Raw genomic sequence first — 16,598 nt, forward strand, 5'->3', positions numbered from 1 at the left:
CGACGCGTCAGGCGGAGGCGAGCACCGACTCAACCTCGACCGAATCGAGCCCGACGCCCGCCGCGACGCCGGCGTGGGTGACCTCGCCGGCATGCGTGTTGAGACCCTGCGCAAGGCCGGCGTCGGCGCGCATGGCGTCCACCCAGCCGTGCTCGGCGAGCGCGATCACGTAGGGGAGGGTCGCGTTCGTCAGCGCGTAGGTGGAGGTGTTCGGGACCGCGCCGGGCATGTTGGCGACGCAGTAGAACGTCGAGCCGTGCACGGTGAAGGTCGGGTCGTCGTGGGTGGTGGCGTGCGAGTCCTCGAAGCAGCCGCCCTGGTCGATCGCGATGTCCACCAGGACGGATCCGGGCTTCATCCGCGAGACCAGCTCGTTGGTCACCAGCTTCGGCGCGGCGGCGCCCGGCAGCAGCACGGCCCCGATCACGAGGTCGGCCTGGAGCACCTGCTGCTCGATCGCCAGCATCGACGAGGCCAGTCCGTGGACGCGGTTGTCGTACCGCCAGAAGCTCATCCGCAGCTTGTAGAGGTCGGTGTCGAGCAGCGTCACGTCGGCGCCCATGCCGAGCGCGATGTTGGCCGCGTTCTGCCCCGAGACGCCGGCTCCGATGATGACGACCTTCGCGTTCGCGACGCCGCCCACTCCGCCGAGCAGCAAGCCGCGACCGCCCTGCGCCTTCATCAGTGCGTGCGCCCCGACCTGCGGCGCGAGGCAGCCCGCGACCTCGCTCATCGGGTACAGCAGCGGCAGCCCGCCGGTGGCGCCGGTGACCGTCTCGTAGGCGACACCGGTGATCTTCCGCGTGAGCAGCTCCTCGGTCAGTGGGCGGTCGGCCGCGAGGTGCAGGTACGTGAACAGCAGCTGTCCCTCGCGCATCCGGTGGTACTCCGCCTCGACGGGCTCCTTCACCTTCAGCACCAGATCCATCCCGCCGTCGGTGCCCCACGCGGCCTCCGCGTCGCCGACGATCGTGGCGCCCGCGGCGACGTAGTCCTCGTCGCTGATCGACGAGCCGACCCCCGCGCCGGTCTGGATGTGCACCTCGTGTCCGCGATTGGTCAGCTCGCGTACGCCAAGAGGCGTGATCGCGACGCGGTACTCGTGGTTCTTGATCTCCTGCGGGACACCGATCCTCACGGCCTTTGCCTCTCCTCGTGTGACCCACCTCACGCTACCGGCGATCGCGGAGGTGGGCACGCGAGTCCTTCCTAGGCCTGCAGCGACGCGAGCTTGTCGACGGCGCGGTAGCCGTCGGGCACCCCCTCGACGATGCAGGTCATCGAGTTCGAGTGCTCGGTGCGCAGCGCGAGGATCGCCCGGTAGGCGTCCGAGTCGTACCAGGCGCGGGCCGCGTCGGCGCTCGGGAACTCGATGATCACGAGGTCGCCGTCCCAGGGTCCCTCGATGCCGGTGAGCTGACCGCCGTGCACGAGGAAGCGGCCGTCGTAGGGCTCCAGCGTCGCGTCGATCCGCTCGATGTACTCGACGATCTCGGGTCCGAGGTCGACCTCGCGGAGGTAGGCGAGGGCGTAGGCCTTGGTCGTGGTGGTCATGAGGTGCTCCGTTCGTCGGGGTGGATGGCTCGATCACACCCCGAGCACGCTTGATGGTCGATGACCTCCGAGGTCATGGTCACGATGCCCTCACGTGGCTAGGTTGACGATCGTGAGCGCAACCGCCGGCACCCTGATCCGCGAGTGGCGCCAGCGCCGCCACCTCTCCCAGCTGGACCTGGCCAACCGGGCCGACGTGTCCACGCGACACCTGAGCTGGATCGAGACGGGACGCAGTCGTCCCACGAGCTCGATGGTGCTGCGCCTGTGCACCCAGCTGGACGTGCCGTTGCGCGAGCAGAACCAGGTGCTGCTCGCCGCCGGGCACGCGCCCGCGCACCCCGAGCACGGTCTGGCCGATCCGCCGATGGCCGAGGCGAACCGCGCGCTGGAGGCGATCCTCGCGGCCCACCACCCCTATCCGGCCCTCGTGGTGGACCGCCGCTGGGACCTCGTCGCCGCGAACGAGGCGACGTACGGACTGCTGGCGGGCGTCGGCGCCGACCTGCTGGAGCCGCCGGTCAACGTGATCCGCCTGTCGATCCACCCGCGAGGGCTCGCGCCCCGCATCGCGAACCTCGATGAGTGGCGCGCGCACCTGGCCGAGCGGCTGCACCGCGAGCACACGAGCACCGGTGACTCGTTCCTCGCCGAGCTGCACGACGAGGTCGTGGCCGGCGGCATCGAGCCGGTCACCTCGCCCGCGCTCGTCGTGCCGTTCCAGCTGCGCACCGAGGCCGGGGTGCTCTCGTTCATCTCGACCACCACGGTCTTCGGGACGCCCCGCGAGGTGACGCTCTCCGAGCTCGCGATCGAGGCGTTCTACCCCGCCGACGAGGCCACCCGCCGCGCGCTCGGCTGACCCGGGCGTCGCCGCCCCTAGGGTGGGGCCGTGAGCGACGCCGAGAAGTCCGCCGCGGCGCGGGGCGCGCGTCGGCGCGAGCGCACGCGCACCTCGCTGCTCGACGCGGCCGAGCTGCTCGTGTCGCAGCGCGCGCCCGAGGAGCTCCGGATCGAGGACGTCGCCGCGCAAGCGGGCGTCTCGCCGGCGTCGGTCTACGTGCACTTCGGCACGAAGGACGGGCTGCTGGCCGCCGTGACCGAACGGGTCGTCGCGGTCGCCACCGAGACGCTGCGTGCGGCGTACGCCGCCGAGACCTCGCCGCTCGAGCGGTTCGCCGGTGTCGGCGCCGCCTACCTGCGGCTGGTGCTCGACCACCCCGTCGTCGTGAAGTACCTGATGGTGACGGGGGAGCGCGGGCCGCGGACTCCCGTCGAGGTCCAGGTCGTCGAGCGGTTCGGCGAGCTGCGCCGCGAGTTCGAGGAGAGCATCCGCGACGCGGTGGAGTCCGGCGCGATCCAGCGGGTCGACCCCGAGCTCGCCTCCTTCTTCCTCTTCGGCGCATGGAACGGCGTCGCCGCCCTGGCCCTGCGGCGCGACGCGCTCGAGCTCTCGCCGGAGCGGGTCGAGGCGGCCGTGATCGAGTCGGGACTCGTGCTGCTCGAAGGCCTGTTGGTGGGTGCCGCGGCGCCCGAGCATGGTTGACTTGGAGTCAGACTCCAGATCACTCTTCGAAGGGCCGCCATGACGCAGACTCCGACGACCTCGCCCGACCCCGCCGTCTGGGACGTCGTCATCGTGGGCGCGGGCCCCGGCGGCCTGACGACCGGCGCGTACCTCGCCGCGAACGGCAAGCGGGTGCTGGTGCTCGAGGCCAACCAGGTCGTCGGCGGCAGCACGCAGGTCTTCCGCCGCGCGGGCAACAAGTTCGAGTTCGACGTCGGCACCCACTACGTCGGCGAGTGCGAGCCGGGTGGCCGCATGCAGACCGCGCTCGCGGGCCTCGCCCTCACCCGGCGGATCGAGTGGCTGCGTCAGAACCCCGACGGCCACTGCCGGGTCATGGTGCCCGGCACCACCTTCGAGACGCCGACCGGATGGGACGCCTACGTCGAGCGCCTCGTCGAGACGTTCCCCGACGAGGAGGCGGGACTGCGCCGCTGCGTGCGGATCCTGCGCATCATCTCCGCGGGCGAGGAGCCGCGCCGGCGCCCGTGGGCGCTGCTGCGCTGGGGCGTCCGGCCGATCACCAAGCTGCTCGACGCCTGCGGGCTCAGTGCCGACGCCCAGGCCGTGATCCTCGCGGAGAACGGCGACTACACGTGGCCCCCGCACCGCACGCCCGCCGTCATGCACGGTGGCCTGCTGCACCACTACCTCCAGGCCGGCGCCTACTACCCCCGCGGCGGTGGCCAGGTGATCGGCGCGCACCTCACCGACGTCATCCAGACCCACGGCGGTCGGGTCCGCACCAAGGCCACGGTCGAGCGGATCCTGATCGAGGACGGACGCGCGGCCGGGGTCCGTCTCGTGGGCGGCGAGGAGATCCGCTCGGAGGTCGTCGTGTCGGCGGCCGACTTCAAGAAGACGTGGGCCGAGCTGGTGGGCGACGAGCACCTCACCCGTCGGCTGCGGCGGCGCCTGCGCGACCTCGAGATGACACTGCCGATGTTCGCGGTCTACGTCGCACTCGACGTGGACCTGCGCGAGCGCGACACCCCGCCGCTGGCCTGGGTGTGGCCGAACCACGACGTCGACGGCTACTACCGGGAGGTGGCCGCGGGCCGCTGTCCCGAGCAGATGCCGGTGGGCATCAGCTGCCCGACCGCGAAGGATCCCCACGGGACGCACTCGGCGCCGCCCGGCTACTCGACCCTCGAGCTCGTGAGCTTCGCGCCGAAGGAGCACGCGTTCTGGAACGTGGACTCGGACCCGACGCAGGGCGCGGGCTACGGCCGCGACGAGCAGTACCGCCAGCTCAAGGCCGAGCTCACGGAGCGTGTGCTCGACACTGCCTCGATGATGATCCCCGACCTGCGCGAGCGCATGGTGTTCTGCGAGGCGTCGACGCCGATCACGCAGGAGCGGTTCACCCTCGCGACCGACGGCTCCTGCTACGGCATCGCCCCGCTGATGAAGAACCTCGGCCCGTTCCGCCCGCGCGTCACCACCCACGTCCCCGGCCTGTTCCTGGCCGGCGGCAGCACGGAGTTCCTGTTCGGCATCAACGCCACCATCTGGGGCGGCATGGGCACGGCGAGCGCGATCCTGGGCCGCGACCTCGTGCAGGAGGTTCGCGACGGTGCGGTGTTCGTGGACGAGTCCCGGCTCACGGAGATCACCGAGGACTTCGACCCGCTGCTCGCGTCCAAGCCCGGCTCGGTCATCCGGCGGGCCGCGCGACGACGCCCGCGGGTGGACGCCTGAGTCAGGTCCGCGGTGGCCCCGTCGGATGCTCGGTGCGGGCCACCTTGCGGTCGGTCATGACGATCCAGACGGCCAGGGCGACGCCCGCGCACACGGCGAAGAGGAACAGCAGCATCGCCAGGCCGGGGTAGCCGAGCAGGGTCCACTCCGAGGGAACGCGCATCGTCAGGGCGGCGCCGAGGATCGTGGCGGCGATGATGATGCCGAGCGTCAGCCGGTTCGCGACGCGCTGGAGCACGGTGTGCAGGCGCTCCTCGTCGACCGCGTCGACCTTGACCCGGAACTCGCCCTCGGCGAGCGCATCCATGATGCGGTTCGCGCGCTTGGGCAGCTCGGCCGCGAAGGTCCGCGACTCGATCGCCGCCGCGACGATCCCGCCCGGCGACATCGTCAACCCGGCCGTGAAGATGCTCGAGACGTTCTCGCGGATCGCCTCCGCGGGAGCGAAGCCGGGGTCGAGGTGCGAGGTGGCGCGGTCGAGGTTGAGCAGTGCCTTTCCGACCATCGACATCTCGGCGGGCGGGCGCAGGCCGTGGCTGCCGGACAGCCGGCTGAGGTCCACCAGCACGGCACCGACCTCGACGTCGGCACCGCTGGCCACGGCCTCGGAGACGAGGTGGGCCACGTCGTCGCGGAACGCCGCGGCGTCGAACCCGTCGAGCCGGTGTCCCGCGCTCGCGAGGATCGAGGCGGCCTCCTCGCCGTCGCCGTCGCTGATGGCCAGCAGCAGCTTGATGATGTCGTGCTGGACCCGCGGCGGCACCGAGGCGGTCATGCCGAGGTCGAGGAGCGCGAGCCGGCCGTCGTCGGTGAGCAGGAGGTTGCCGGGGTGCGGGTCGGCGTGCAGGATGCCGGCGTCGAGGATCATGTGCAGGTACGCGCTGAACAGCTGCTCGACGATGGGCCGCGCGTCGACGTCGACCAGGCCCAGCCGACCGATGTCGGTGACCTTGCGGCCCTCGACGTAGTCCATGACGAGGACCTTCGAGGTCGTGTACGCCGGTACGGGCTGGGGGACCAGGAGCAGGTCGTAGGCCGCCGTGAGCTCGCCGAAGGTCACCAGGTTGCGCGCCTCCCGGCGGTAGTCGAGCTCACCGGCCAGCGACCGGCGGAACTGGTCGAGCAGGCGCCCGAACCCGAAGCTGCGCCCGGCCTCGGTGCGCTTGTCGGCCACGCGGGCGAGTCGGCCGAGCACCTTCATGTCCTCGCGCACCGTCTCGCGCACGTGGGGCCGCTGGACCTTCACCACGACCTCGCGCCCGTTGCGCAGCACCGCCCGGTGCACCTGCCCGAGCGAGGCGGCGGCGAGGGGCTCGGGGTCGAAGTCGCTGAAGCGCTCCTTGATGGTGGCCCCGAGCTCGGTCTCCACGACCTCGCGCACGGTCTCGAAGTCGATCGGGTCGACCTCGTCCTGCAGGCGCTCGAGCGCCGTCGTGTACGAGGACGGCAGCAGGTCGAACCGCGTCGAGAGCAGCTGGCCGAGCTTGATGAACGTGGGGCCCATGCGCTCGAGGTCGGCGGCGAAGGCCTCCGCGCGCTCGGCGTCGCCGAGCGGGGTCTCGTCGTCGATGTCGAACTCGTCGAGGTGGGCTCCGGCGAGCAGGTCGGACCGGCCGTGGCGCCGGACCAGGCGGGCCAGCGCGACGTACCGGTTGTCGTCCAGGATCGTCATGACCGCAAGCATGCCCAAGTCGGGCGGCGGTCGCTCCCTCACGCGCCGTCGAGCAGCCGTTGGACGATCGGGCCGTAGGCCTGCTCGACCCCGTCGAGGTCGGCCAGCAGCTCGGGGCTCTCGAAGAAGCGCAGCACGGTCGCCAGACCGGTGAGCGCCGCCACGGCCAGCTCGGCGCGCAGGCGCGCGTCGGGGCCCTCGAGTCGCTCGGCCAGCGGATCGACGTAGCCGCGCAGGAACTTCGCGCGGACCGCCTCGGGATCGGGCGCGTTGACGCGCAGCATCAGCGCACGACCCAGGTGCTCGAGGTCGCCGCGCCGCTGGCGGTCGACGAGCTCCTCGACCAAGGCGGCGCCCAGGCCGCTCGCGGGGGCGTCCGGCAGCGTCGGCGCGCTGATCGTCGCCGTGCGGTGGAAGAGCTCCTCCTTGCTGCCCGCGACCTTCATGACGAGTGCGGGGGAGGTGCCTGCGCGCGCGGCGATCGCCCGGATCGTCACCTCGGGGAAGCCGTTGCGGGCGAACAGCTCGGCGGCGGCCCGCAGCACCGAGGCACGCAGGGCGGCAGGCTCGTCGCGGACGGTCATGCGAGGGGAGTCCCGAGCGTGAGGTCGGCCGTGCGGTTGGCCTCCCACACCGTGACCGGCCGCGCACCCGTCGCGCCGTTGTCGGCGATCGCGCTGAGCACGTAGCGTCCGTTCGGCGGTCGAGGCACCGCGTAGCGGCCGTCGTGGTCGGTGCGCGCGGAGTGGACCGCCTCGCCCGCGTGGTGCGTCAGGATGACGAGCGCACCGGGGATGGGCTGGCCGTCGGTGTCGGTGATCGTGCCCTCGAGCGTCAGCCGGTGGCGCAGCACGAGCGGCGGCATCCGCGTCTCGTCGCCGAGCGTGACGATGCGCGACCTCGGCTGCCAGCCGTCGGCCGACATGACGACGAAGTAGTCGCCCGGGCCCGGCACCGCGACGGCCACCTGACCCTCGGAGTCGGCCTGGCCCCAGTCGACGGCGCTGCCGTCGGTGGTCAGCACGGTCACGACGGCGCTGCGCACCGGGCGGGCCTGCTCGTCGACGACCTGGCCACGCACGACGCGGGTCGGGCGGCTCGTGGTCGCCGTGCCGGCTCGGTCGGCGTCAGGGGAGAAGTCCTGCATCCGCAGCGTCGGGACCGTGACCGCCGCCGCCGCGAGGGACGTGGCCGCCGCGAGCCAGAACAGCAGGGTGATGGCCTGCTCGCCGGCCACCTCCTGCCCGCCGACCGTCACGACGAACGCGGACGTGACGGCCGTGACGATCGCGCTCGCGCTCGTGGTGCCGATCGAGCGCAGCAGCACGTTCAGGCCGTTCGCCGACGCCGTCTCGGTGACCGGGACGGCGCGCATGATCATCGTCGGCAGCGCGCCGTAGACCATGGCGGTGCCCATCCCGACGATCACCGAGCCGATCACGACCTGGGCGAGGTCGTCGCTGAGGAACACGCGCAGGATGTAGGCGACGCCCATGATCAGCGTCCCGGACAGGGCGGTCACCTGGGGGCCGAAGCGGCGTGTCAGCCACGCCGAGACCGGCGCCATCAGGCCGAACGCGGCCGCGTTCGGCACCATCCACCAGCCGGTCTCCAGCACGCCGAGACCGAGCCCGAACCCGGTCTCCTCGGGGAGCTGGAGCAGCTGCGTGGTGAGCAGCATGTTCGCGAACATCGCGAACCCGACGAGGATGGACGTCGAGTTCACCAGCACGACGGCGCGCCGCGACGAGACGCGCAGGTCGACCAGCGGGCTGGGCGTCCGCAGCTCGATGGGGACCCACGCGGCCAGCAGCAGGCCGCCCACGACGACCAGGCCGAGCGTCGTCGGCGAGGTCCAGCCCCAGATCGAGCCCTTCGAGATCGCGAGCATGAGGGCGGTCAACGCGGCCGACAGCAGGACGGCGCCGCGGATGTCGAAGGTGCCGCGGGTGCGGACCGGGGACTCGGGCAGGACCGCCATGGCCGCGCCGAGCAGGACGAGACCGACGGCGCCGGTCACCCAGAAGATCGCGTGCCAGTCGAGGTGCTCGGAGATCAGGCCGGCCACCGGCAGCCCGACACCCGCGCCGATCGCGAGCGTCGCGCTCATGAGGGCCACGCCCAGCGGGATCCGCTCGCGCGGCAGCTCGTCGCGCATGATCGCGATGCCGACCGGGACCACGGCGGTGCCCACGCCCTGCAGGGCCCGGGCGACGATCAGCAGCGGCAGGTCCTGGCTGAACGCGCCGAGGAGCGAGCCGAGGACCGAGATCGTGAGGGCCAGCATCAGCATGCGGCGCTTGCCGTACATGTCGGCCAGGCGCGTCACGGTCGGCGTGGCGATCGCTCCGGCCAGCAGGGTCGCGGTGACGAGCCACGAGGCACTGTCGACCGACGTGTCGAGCAGGTCCGGCAGGACCGGGAGCAGGGGGAGCAGGAGCGTCTGCTGGAGCGAGACGACGATGCCGCACAGCGACAGCGTCGTCACGATCAGTGCCGCACTGGGAGCCGGCGCCTCGTGACGCCGTGAACGCTTGTTCACGGCGCCATTCAATCACCGTTGTCGACCCGGCGCACCAGGCGTACAGTCGAAGGACCGGTCGATGCGACCTCGAGCGAAGGAGAGCATCATGGCCACTGCTCATCTCCACCTGCCGCACCTGCACGTGCCGCACGTCGGCCAGCCGCAGGACCAGGCCCACCGCGACGGCACCAGACCCTCCCACATCGGCGGCGTCATCCTCGGCATCGGCATGCTCGTCGCCGTGGGCTGCTGGGCGGCCTCGGTCGTCGCGCTGCTCAGCCTCGGCCCCGCCCGCTCGGGTGCCGTCGACGGCGTCACTGCCGGCTGGACCGCCCTGGCCATCGCGTCGGCGATCAGCCTGTTCCTGATGGGCATCTGGAAGGCCCACAGGGCCTGACCGATTCGGACCCATCCGAATCGAAGCCGCCTACGAAGCCCCCTCGAGCGGCCGGATCCGCCGGTCGCCGAAAGGGGAATCCATCATGAGGAAGGCAATTCTCGCGCTGCTGACGGTCGTGCTCACGCTCGGCATGGCGACCGCCCTGGGGGCACCGGCGCAGGCCACGTCGGCGAAGCACAGCGGCAAGAAGGTCGGCTACACGCAGGTCGTCGTGGCACCGCCGGTCTACGACCTGATCGCGGGCGCGGGCATCACCCCCGCTCCGACCGCGGGCGCGAAGGCGTTCGCGTACAAGGGCACGCTCGCCGCCCGGTTCCCGATCACGGGCTACCGCCTCAAGGGTCTGCAGATCAAGCACAGCGGCGGCCTCAGCCTGACCGCCGGCGCGTCGACGATCACGGTCTCCGACTTCACCATCGACCTGGCGCGGGGACGCGTCAGCGGCAAGGTGACCGGCACGATCGGCGACGTCGGCCGGGTGGACCTCTTCAAGATCCGCAGCTCGGATCGTCGTGACCTCGGCGCGGTGCGGCTGACGCTCACCGACACCGCCGCGGGTGCGCTCAACGCCACCTTCGGGGTCGACGCCTTCGCCGAGAACGCGACCTTCGGCTACGCGACGCCGCGGCCGTTCTCGCGGTTCTGAGGGAGCAGGAGAAGGGCGGCCCCATCCCACCTGGGGCCGCCCTTCGCCTGCACCGGGTGCTCGGTGCTCCGCCGGGCCTTGATACGTTCGAGGACGCGGCGTGAGCGTTCATCGGACGATTTCTGTCGTGTGGTGCCTGGCTTGATGTGGCGATCGCATGGTGGTCGAACCGGAGAGATCGGCTCTCGTCGTGGGAGCGACGCTCCCGACCCGACCACCGATCCGCAGGAGCGCGAGTGCCAGTCATCCAAGCCGAGAGCGTCTTCAAGGTCTTCGGCAAGCGACCCGAACGCGCGCTCGAGCCGCTGCGACAGGGAGCCTCGCGACAGGACCTGATGGAGCGCGGCCTCGTTCCGGCCGTGATCGACGCGAGCTTCGACGTCGAGGCCGGCGAGATCTTCGTCGTGATGGGCCTGTCGGGCTCGGGCAAGTCCACGCTGATCCGCATGGTCAACGGTCTGCTGACCCCCACCGCGGGCGAGCTGGCGGTCGGCGGGCAGAGCGTCAGTCGCGCGAATGCCAAGCAGCTGCGTGAGATCCGCCGCGACCAGGTGAGCATGGTGTTCCAGCACTTCGCCCTGCTGCCGCACCGCACGGTCGGCGAGAACGCCGCCTACGGCCTGAAGCTGCGGGGTCTGAACCGCAGTGATCGTGAGCGCGCGGCGAACGAGGCCTTGGCGATGGTGGGGCTGGACGGCTGGGGCGACTCCATGCCCGACGAGCTCTCCGGAGGCATGCGTCAGCGCGTCGGCCTCGCGCGGGCGCTGGCCGCCGGGACGGACGTGCTGCTGATGGACGAGGCCTTCAGCGCGCTCGATCCCCTGATCCGCCGTGAAATGCAGGACCAGCTGGTCGAGCTGCAGCACCGGCTGGGCAAGACCATCCTGTTCATCACGCACGACCTCAACGAGGCCATGCGACTGGGCGACCGCATCGCGATGATGCGGGACGGACGCGTCGTGCAGGTCGGCACGGCCGAGCAGATCCTCAACAACCCCGCGAACGACTACGTCGCCCAGTTCGTCCAGGACGTGGACTGGACCCGGGTGCTGACGGCGGCCTCGGTCATGGAGCCGCCGGTGGCCGTGCTCGGCTCGCTCCAGGGGCCGCGCGCCGCGCACCGACTCCTGCGCGAGCACCAGATCTCCACCCTGATGGTCGTCGACCGCGAGCGGCGGCTGCGAGGCGTCGTGCTCGAGGAGGATGTCGTCTCCGCGCTGGCCCGCGGCCAGGAGTCGCTCGACGGACTGGTGCAGCCCGCGGTGACGGTGCGTCCCGACGTGCCCGTCGTCGACCTCTTCGGCGCCGCGGCGGACAGCCCGGCGGCGCTCGCGGTCGTCGAGGACGACCGGCTGATCGGGGTGATCCCGCGGGTGACGCTGCTCAGCGCGCTGGGCTCCGTCGGCGGCAAGGAGACCGGCGACAACGGCATCGGCACGACGGCAGGAGCAGTGTGATGACTTCGACCTTGGCAACCATCGACACCGTGGAGTCCGGCGTCCCGCGGATCCCCGTGGGCGAGTGGATCGAGGTCGCGTTCGACTGGGTCCTCGACCACGCCGGCGGGTTCTTCGACGCGATCGCCGACGGCATCGGCGCCGTCTCGGGCGCGCTGACCGACCTGCTCCAGTGGCCGCCCGCGCTCGTCACCGTGCTCGTCATGGCCGTGATCGCCGCGCTGTCGGCCACCTGGCGACTCGGGATCGGCGCGGCGCTCATCCTCACCGCGGTCATCGCGATGGACCAGTGGGACAACGCGATGCAGACGCTCTCGGTGGTGCTCGTCGCGAGTGCGATCGCCCTGCTCATCGGCGTGCCGATCGGCGTCGCGGCCGCGCGCTGGGACGGCGTGAGTCGCCTCGTGCGGCCGGTCATGGACCTCATGCAGACGATGCCGGCCTTCGTCTGGCTCGTGCCGGTCGTCATGCTCTTCGGCATCGGCGTCGCCGCGGGTCTGGTGGCGACCGTGATCTTCGCGCTCCCGCCCGCGGTGCGGCTCACCGAGCTCGGCATCCGCCAGGTGGACCGCGAGATCGTCGAGGCGGGTCACGCCTTCGGCGGCACCCCGCGGCAGATCCTCGGCGGCATCCAGCTGCCGCTGGCGATGCCGACCGTCATGGCCGGCGTCAACCAGGTGATCATGCTCGCGCTGTCCATGGCGGTGATCTCCGGACTCGTCGGCGGCGGCGGCCTGGGCGGCGCGGTGATGACCTCGATCTCGCGCCTGGACGTCGGTCTGGGCTTCGAGGCGGGCCTGTCCGTGGTCGCGCTCGCGATCTACCTCGACCGCGTCACCGCGGGCGTCGGCGCGCGCAAGCGGCGCCGGCCGTCGCGACGGCGCTCGCGAGAAGCGGAGGAGCCCGCCCTCGCCGCCTGATCACGCACCTCTCGCACTGACTGAACGCACGATTCTCGAACCTGACGAAGCAACACGAAACAAGGAGAAGAAGTTGACGACACACATCCGCCGCGTGGTGGGAATGACCGCGGCGCTCGTGGCCCTCTGCGCCGGCCTGGCCGCCTGTGGCTCCGACGACGGAGACGATGCCGGGGGCGCTGACAAGAGCATCACCCTGGGCATCATCCCGTCGTGGACCGACGGCCTCAGCACGGCGTACCTGTGGAAGGAGATCCTCGACCGCGAGGGCTACGACGTCGAGATCAAGGACATCGCCGACGCCGCGCCGCTCTACACCGGCGTCGCCAAGGGCGACATCGACGTGTATCCCTCGGCCTGGTCCGAGGTCACGCACGAGGCGTACATGGACCAGTACGGCGACGACCTGGAGGACCTGGGCGCCTACTACGAGGGCGCTGCGCTGACCTTGGCCGTCCCCGAGTACTCGAAGATCTCCTCGATCGCGGATCTGCCCGACTACGCCAAGGAGCTCGACGGCAAGATCATCGGCATCGAGCCCGGCGCCGGCCTGACCAAGACCACCAAGGAGAGCGTCATCCCGGCGTACGGCCTGGACGACGACTTCACGCTCGTCGAGTCCTCGACGACCGCGATGCTGGCCGAGCTGCAGAAGGCCGTGAAGGACCAGCGCGAGATCGTGGTGACCCTGTGGCGTCCGTTCTGGGCCAACGCCCAGTTCAAGGTCAAGGACCTCGAGGACCCGGACGGCGCGCTCGGCAAGACCGAGGCCCTGCACGCGATCGCGACGAAGGGCTTCGGCGACGAGCACCCGGAGGTCGCGAAGATGTTCGCGAACTTCACGCTCGACGACGAGACCTACGGCTCGCTCGAGAAGTCCGTGGTCGACGCGTACGACGCGGACAAGGAGGCCGGTGTCGAGGCCGCCGTCAAGACCTGGCTCGACGAGAACCCGGACTTCGTCGACAACCTGAAGAGCTGAGCCGATTCACCCTGCGCGGGTCACCCGCGCAGGGTGAATTCCCTTCGTGCACGAAACTCTGCACCTCTCCAGCCGCGAGGATCGTCCCGGCGCGCTCGCGCCCCGACTCCGAGGAGAGACATGAACGACGTGTGGGACTTCGTGCTGGTGATGCTCTGGGCCTTCTTCTTCGTGGCCTACCTGATCGTGCTGTTCAACGTCATCGCCGACCTGTTCCGCGATCACGAGCTGTCAGGCTGGCTCAAGGCCGTCTGGCTGCTGTTCCTGATCTTCGTGCCCGCGCTGACGGCGCTGGTCTACGTGATCTTCCGGGGCCGGGGGATGACGGAGCGCTCGATCGCGGCGGCCGAGCGCTCGCGTCGCGCGACCGAGAGCTACATCCGCGAGGTGGCCGCAACCCCGGCCGGCGCGGCCGGTCCTGCCGACCAGATCGCGATCGCCAAGGCGCTGCTCGACGAGGGCACGATCTCGGCCGAGGAGTTCGAGGTCCTGAAGGCCAAGGCGCTCGCCTGATCGACCGTCGGACGTTTGGACCGGGGCGCGTAGCGCCTGCGATAGCCTGCCCCGCATGGGGCAGGCCATCGTCGACGGGTCGGCGCCGTGGATGGCGATCCGCCCGCCCGAGCCGGCGCCCGGGATCGTCCCGCGACCTCGGCTCGTCGAGGTCCTGACCGAGGCCGTGGCCGGCACGTCGGCGGTGGAGATCGTCGCGCCGGCCGGGTTCGGCAAGAGCACGGTGTTGGCGGAGTGGGCGCGCGCGCAGTCGTGCCCCGTCGGCTGGGTCTCGCTGAGCACCCACGCCCAGAACCCCCAGCGCCTCGCGAACGTCGTCCTCGCCTCGCTGGCCGCGGCGGCAGCGACCGCGGGCGACGAGTACGCGCCGCTTGCCCGGCTCCGAGGCCGGGCGGCACCGCTGCAGGAGCTGCTCGGCGAGCTGCTGACGGCGCTTGATGCGCTTCCCGACCGGGTGGTCCTGGCGCTCGACGACGCGCACGAGGTGCCCGGCCTCACCGAACACGGCCTCGTGGCCGACCTCCTCGCGGCGGCGCCACGCCACCTCTCGATCGTCCTGGCGACACGAGCGCCCGCACCCGGACTCGTCCGCCACCGCCCGACCGGCCGTGCCGTCCAGGTCGCGGCCGACGACTTGCGGATGACACTCGACGAGGTCATCGAGGTCGGGCGGCGCGTCGACGCTCGGCTCGACGGGGACGACGCCGACCAGATCGTGCGGGCCACGGGCGGCTGGCCCGTCGCCGTGCGGCTCGACCTGCTGACGCCCGGCTCGACCCTTCCGGGCACCGAGGAGTCGGTGGGGGAGTACATCGAGCTCGAGGTCCTCGCCCGGCTGCCCGCGCCGCTGCGGGAGGTCGCCCTGCGCACCACGGTGCTCGACCAGTTCGACCACTGGACCGCGCGCGAGCTGTCGGGGCGCGACGACGTGGAGCAGCTGCTGGCCGACGCCGAGGCGCGCGGCCTCTTCCTCACCCGCATCTCTCACGACGGGCACGTGGCGTACCGCTGGCACGCCCGCTTCGCCCAGGTCTGCCGCGCGCTCCTGAGGCGCAGCGATCCGGCCGAGTTCGTCCGGCTGTGCCGCACGGCCGCACGCCTCGCCGGACCCACGGACCCGCTGGCCGCGCTCGACGTGGCGCGCGTCGCCGGCGATCCGGACCTCGTCCTGGGGACGATCGCCGCGCACTGGCTGTCCCTCGTGATCGAGGGTGACCTCGACGTCCTGCGCGCGGCGGTCGACGGCCTGCCGCAGAGCCACCGCGAGGACCCCGTGATCATCGTCGTCGAGGCCGTCTGCGCCGACCTCGGCGGGCAGCGCGCCGTGGCGACGATGCTGCTGGAGCAGGCGACGGGACGGGCCACCGAGTCCTCCGACCGCGCGCGGCTCGCCCTCGCCCGGGGGCGCCTGCTGGTGATCGACGACGGCGCCGAGCTGGCGGCGGCCTGCGACGAGCTCGACGAGCTGCTGCGCACCCACCTCGCTCCCGGCGACCCGGCGCACGCAGACACGCTGTTCCTGCTGGGCTGGGCGGAGATGCGACTGCGGCGGAAGCCACTCGTCGCACTCGAGCTGCTGCGCATCGCGAGCCAGCTCGCCGAGCGCCGCGGGGCCACGGTCCTGGCCCACCGGGCCCACGCCAACGCCGCCTTCGCGGCCGCGTTCGCCGGTGACTTCGTGGTCGCGAGGCGTGAGCTGGAGCTGCTCGGTCCCGGAACGCGCCGCGGCACCGACCTGTGGAACGTCTACGACGGCGGCATCGAGGCCTTCGCCGAGGGGTGGATCGCCTACTGGTCGGGGGACCCGACGACCGCGGAGACCCGGTTCCTCGAGGTCCTCGAGCGGCACGAGGCCGCGGCCTACGCGCCCTTGGCGCGGATCATGTGCACGTTCGTGGCCTGCGACACCGGTGACCCGCGTCGGCTGGAGCGTGCCGAGGCGCTGCGGCGCGACGTCCCGAGCGTCGACCAGCACGGCGTGCCGTGGGGTCACTACTCCACGATGGCTGCGGCGATGATCCGCGCGGCCCAGGGCGACCTCGCGACCGCGCTCGAGCTCGCTCGGGCCGCCGTCGATCGCGGCCACGTGCCCGTGATCGGACTCCAGGCCGCCGTGCTGATGTGCCGGGCGCGTCGCTGGCCCGAGGTCGCCGCCCAGCTGCGCCGGCTGTCCCCGCTGGAGCAGCTGCCCCTCTACCTCCGGGTCGCAGCGCTGGCTCTGAACGCCCTCGTCCAGCGCCAGCGCGCGCAGCACGCCTCGGCCGCGCGGCTGCTGGAGCGCAGCCTCGACCTGGCGGTGCCGCTCGGCATCGCGCAGCCGTACGACCTGTCGCTGCCCGGCATGCGCCGGATGCTGGAGGCCCACCTGGAGGGCGGCACCCACCACCCGGAGTTCGTGGCCGGCCTGCTGGCCGCGGGCGCCGTCGACGAGGAGACGTCCGGCGTGGCGGCCCTCTCACCGCGCGAGCGCGAGATCCTGGCCTACATGCGCAGCACCATGACGAACGCCGAGATCGCCGCGGCGCTGCACGTCTCGCCCAACACGCTCAAGACGCACCAGCGCTCGATCTACCGCAAGCTGGGCGCCTCGACGCGGCGCGAGGCCGTGCGACTCACCCTGGGAGGGTGAATGGCGCGCGGACCGCGCGGCAACCATCGCTCG

Annotated in this window: 15 protein-coding genes; 10 read left to right on the forward strand and 5 right to left on the reverse strand. The window is 71.8% G+C overall.

The annotated features are described in order from the left end of the window. Positions 1 to 7 precede the first annotated feature (7 nt). On the reverse strand, positions 8 to 1,138 hold the full coding sequence (ald, locus tag O3S82_RS04675) for an alanine dehydrogenase (protein ID WP_269305945.1): 1,131 nt from the start codon (positions 1,136 to 1,138) through the stop codon (positions 8 to 10). 71 nt (positions 1,139 to 1,209) lie between these two features. Further along, positions 1,210 to 1,554, reverse strand: a complete 345-nt coding sequence (locus O3S82_RS04680) for a DUF1330 domain-containing protein (RefSeq protein ID WP_269305947.1) — start codon at positions 1,552 to 1,554, stop codon at positions 1,210 to 1,212. Between the two features lie 112 nt (positions 1,555 to 1,666). Here O3S82_RS04680 and O3S82_RS04685 point away from each other — a divergent pair, with 112 nt between their 5' ends. Genes O3S82_RS04685 through O3S82_RS04695 form a run of 3 tightly spaced genes read left to right on the forward strand, consistent with a single transcriptional unit; the run spans position 1,667 to position 4,822 of the window. Further along, on the forward strand, positions 1,667 to 2,416 hold the full coding sequence (locus O3S82_RS04685) for a helix-turn-helix domain-containing protein (RefSeq protein WP_269305949.1): 750 nt from the start codon (positions 1,667 to 1,669) through the stop codon (positions 2,414 to 2,416). A gap of 30 nt (positions 2,417 to 2,446) precedes the next feature. Continuing rightward, positions 2,447 to 3,100: a TetR/AcrR family transcriptional regulator gene (locus O3S82_RS04690; RefSeq protein WP_269305951.1), complete on the forward strand. Its 654-nt coding sequence runs from the start codon at positions 2,447 to 2,449 to the stop codon at positions 3,098 to 3,100. A gap of 39 nt (positions 3,101 to 3,139) precedes the next feature. Further along, the gene (locus O3S82_RS04695; RefSeq protein ID WP_269305953.1) at positions 3,140 to 4,822 is read left to right on the forward strand and encodes a phytoene desaturase family protein; all 1,683 of its coding nucleotides are present in this window, start codon (positions 3,140 to 3,142) and stop codon (positions 4,820 to 4,822) included. Position 4,823: 1 nt separating this feature from the next. On the opposite strand, the gene O3S82_RS04700 is transcribed toward O3S82_RS04695, so the two are convergent. Genes O3S82_RS04700 through O3S82_RS04710 form a run of 3 tightly spaced genes read right to left on the reverse strand, consistent with a single transcriptional unit; the run spans position 4,824 to position 9,036 of the window. Beyond that, a complete protein-coding gene (locus tag O3S82_RS04700) occupies positions 4,824 to 6,494 on the reverse strand; it encodes an ABC1 kinase family protein (RefSeq protein WP_179425809.1) in 1,671 nt (556 codons plus the stop codon). A gap of 38 nt (positions 6,495 to 6,532) precedes the next feature. Then, positions 6,533 to 7,078: a TetR/AcrR family transcriptional regulator gene (locus O3S82_RS04705; protein ID WP_269305955.1), complete on the reverse strand. Its 546-nt coding sequence runs from the start codon at positions 7,076 to 7,078 to the stop codon at positions 6,533 to 6,535. Next, positions 7,075 to 9,036 carry an MFS transporter gene (locus O3S82_RS04710; protein WP_269305958.1) on the reverse strand — a complete coding sequence of 654 codons (1,962 nt, stop codon included), beginning with the start codon at positions 9,034 to 9,036 and terminating at the stop codon, positions 7,075 to 7,077. The genes O3S82_RS04705 and O3S82_RS04710 overlap by 4 nt, the downstream gene beginning before the upstream one ends. 88 nt (positions 9,037 to 9,124) lie before the next feature. On the opposite strand from O3S82_RS04710, the gene O3S82_RS04715 reads away from it, so the two are divergent. From O3S82_RS04715 to O3S82_RS04745, 7 genes are all read left to right on the forward strand, one after another. Beyond that, positions 9,125 to 9,415: a hypothetical protein gene (locus O3S82_RS04715; protein ID WP_179425803.1), complete on the forward strand. Its 291-nt coding sequence runs from the start codon at positions 9,125 to 9,127 to the stop codon at positions 9,413 to 9,415. Between the two features lie 85 nt (positions 9,416 to 9,500). Further along, the gene (locus O3S82_RS04720) at positions 9,501 to 10,064 is read left to right on the forward strand and encodes a hypothetical protein (RefSeq protein ID WP_179425801.1); all 564 of its coding nucleotides are present in this window, start codon (positions 9,501 to 9,503) and stop codon (positions 10,062 to 10,064) included. A 236-nt stretch (positions 10,065 to 10,300) separates the two neighbouring features. Then, on the forward strand, positions 10,301 to 11,521 hold the full coding sequence (locus O3S82_RS04725) for a quaternary amine ABC transporter ATP-binding protein (protein WP_269305960.1): 1,221 nt from the start codon (positions 10,301 to 10,303) through the stop codon (positions 11,519 to 11,521). Next, the gene (locus O3S82_RS04730; protein WP_179425797.1) at positions 11,521 to 12,441 is read left to right on the forward strand and encodes an ABC transporter permease; all 921 of its coding nucleotides are present in this window, start codon (positions 11,521 to 11,523) and stop codon (positions 12,439 to 12,441) included. Before O3S82_RS04725 ends, O3S82_RS04730 begins: the two co-directional genes overlap by 1 nt. 73 nt (positions 12,442 to 12,514) lie before the next feature. After that, entirely contained in the window at positions 12,515 to 13,423 is a 909-nt protein-coding gene (locus tag O3S82_RS04735) for a glycine betaine ABC transporter substrate-binding protein (protein WP_269305962.1), read from the forward strand. A 120-nt stretch (positions 13,424 to 13,543) separates the two neighbouring features. After that, a complete protein-coding gene (locus tag O3S82_RS04740) occupies positions 13,544 to 13,936 on the forward strand; it encodes an SHOCT domain-containing protein (RefSeq protein ID WP_269305964.1) in 393 nt (130 codons plus the stop codon). A gap of 55 nt (positions 13,937 to 13,991) precedes the next feature. Next, entirely contained in the window at positions 13,992 to 16,565 is a 2,574-nt protein-coding gene (locus O3S82_RS04745) for a LuxR C-terminal-related transcriptional regulator (protein WP_269305966.1), read from the forward strand. Positions 16,566 to 16,598 lie beyond the last annotated feature (33 nt).

The sequence above is a fragment of the Aeromicrobium sp. HA genome (assembly GCF_027171405.1).
Lineage (GTDB): Bacteria > Actinomycetota > Actinomycetes > Propionibacteriales > Nocardioidaceae > Aeromicrobium > Aeromicrobium tamlense.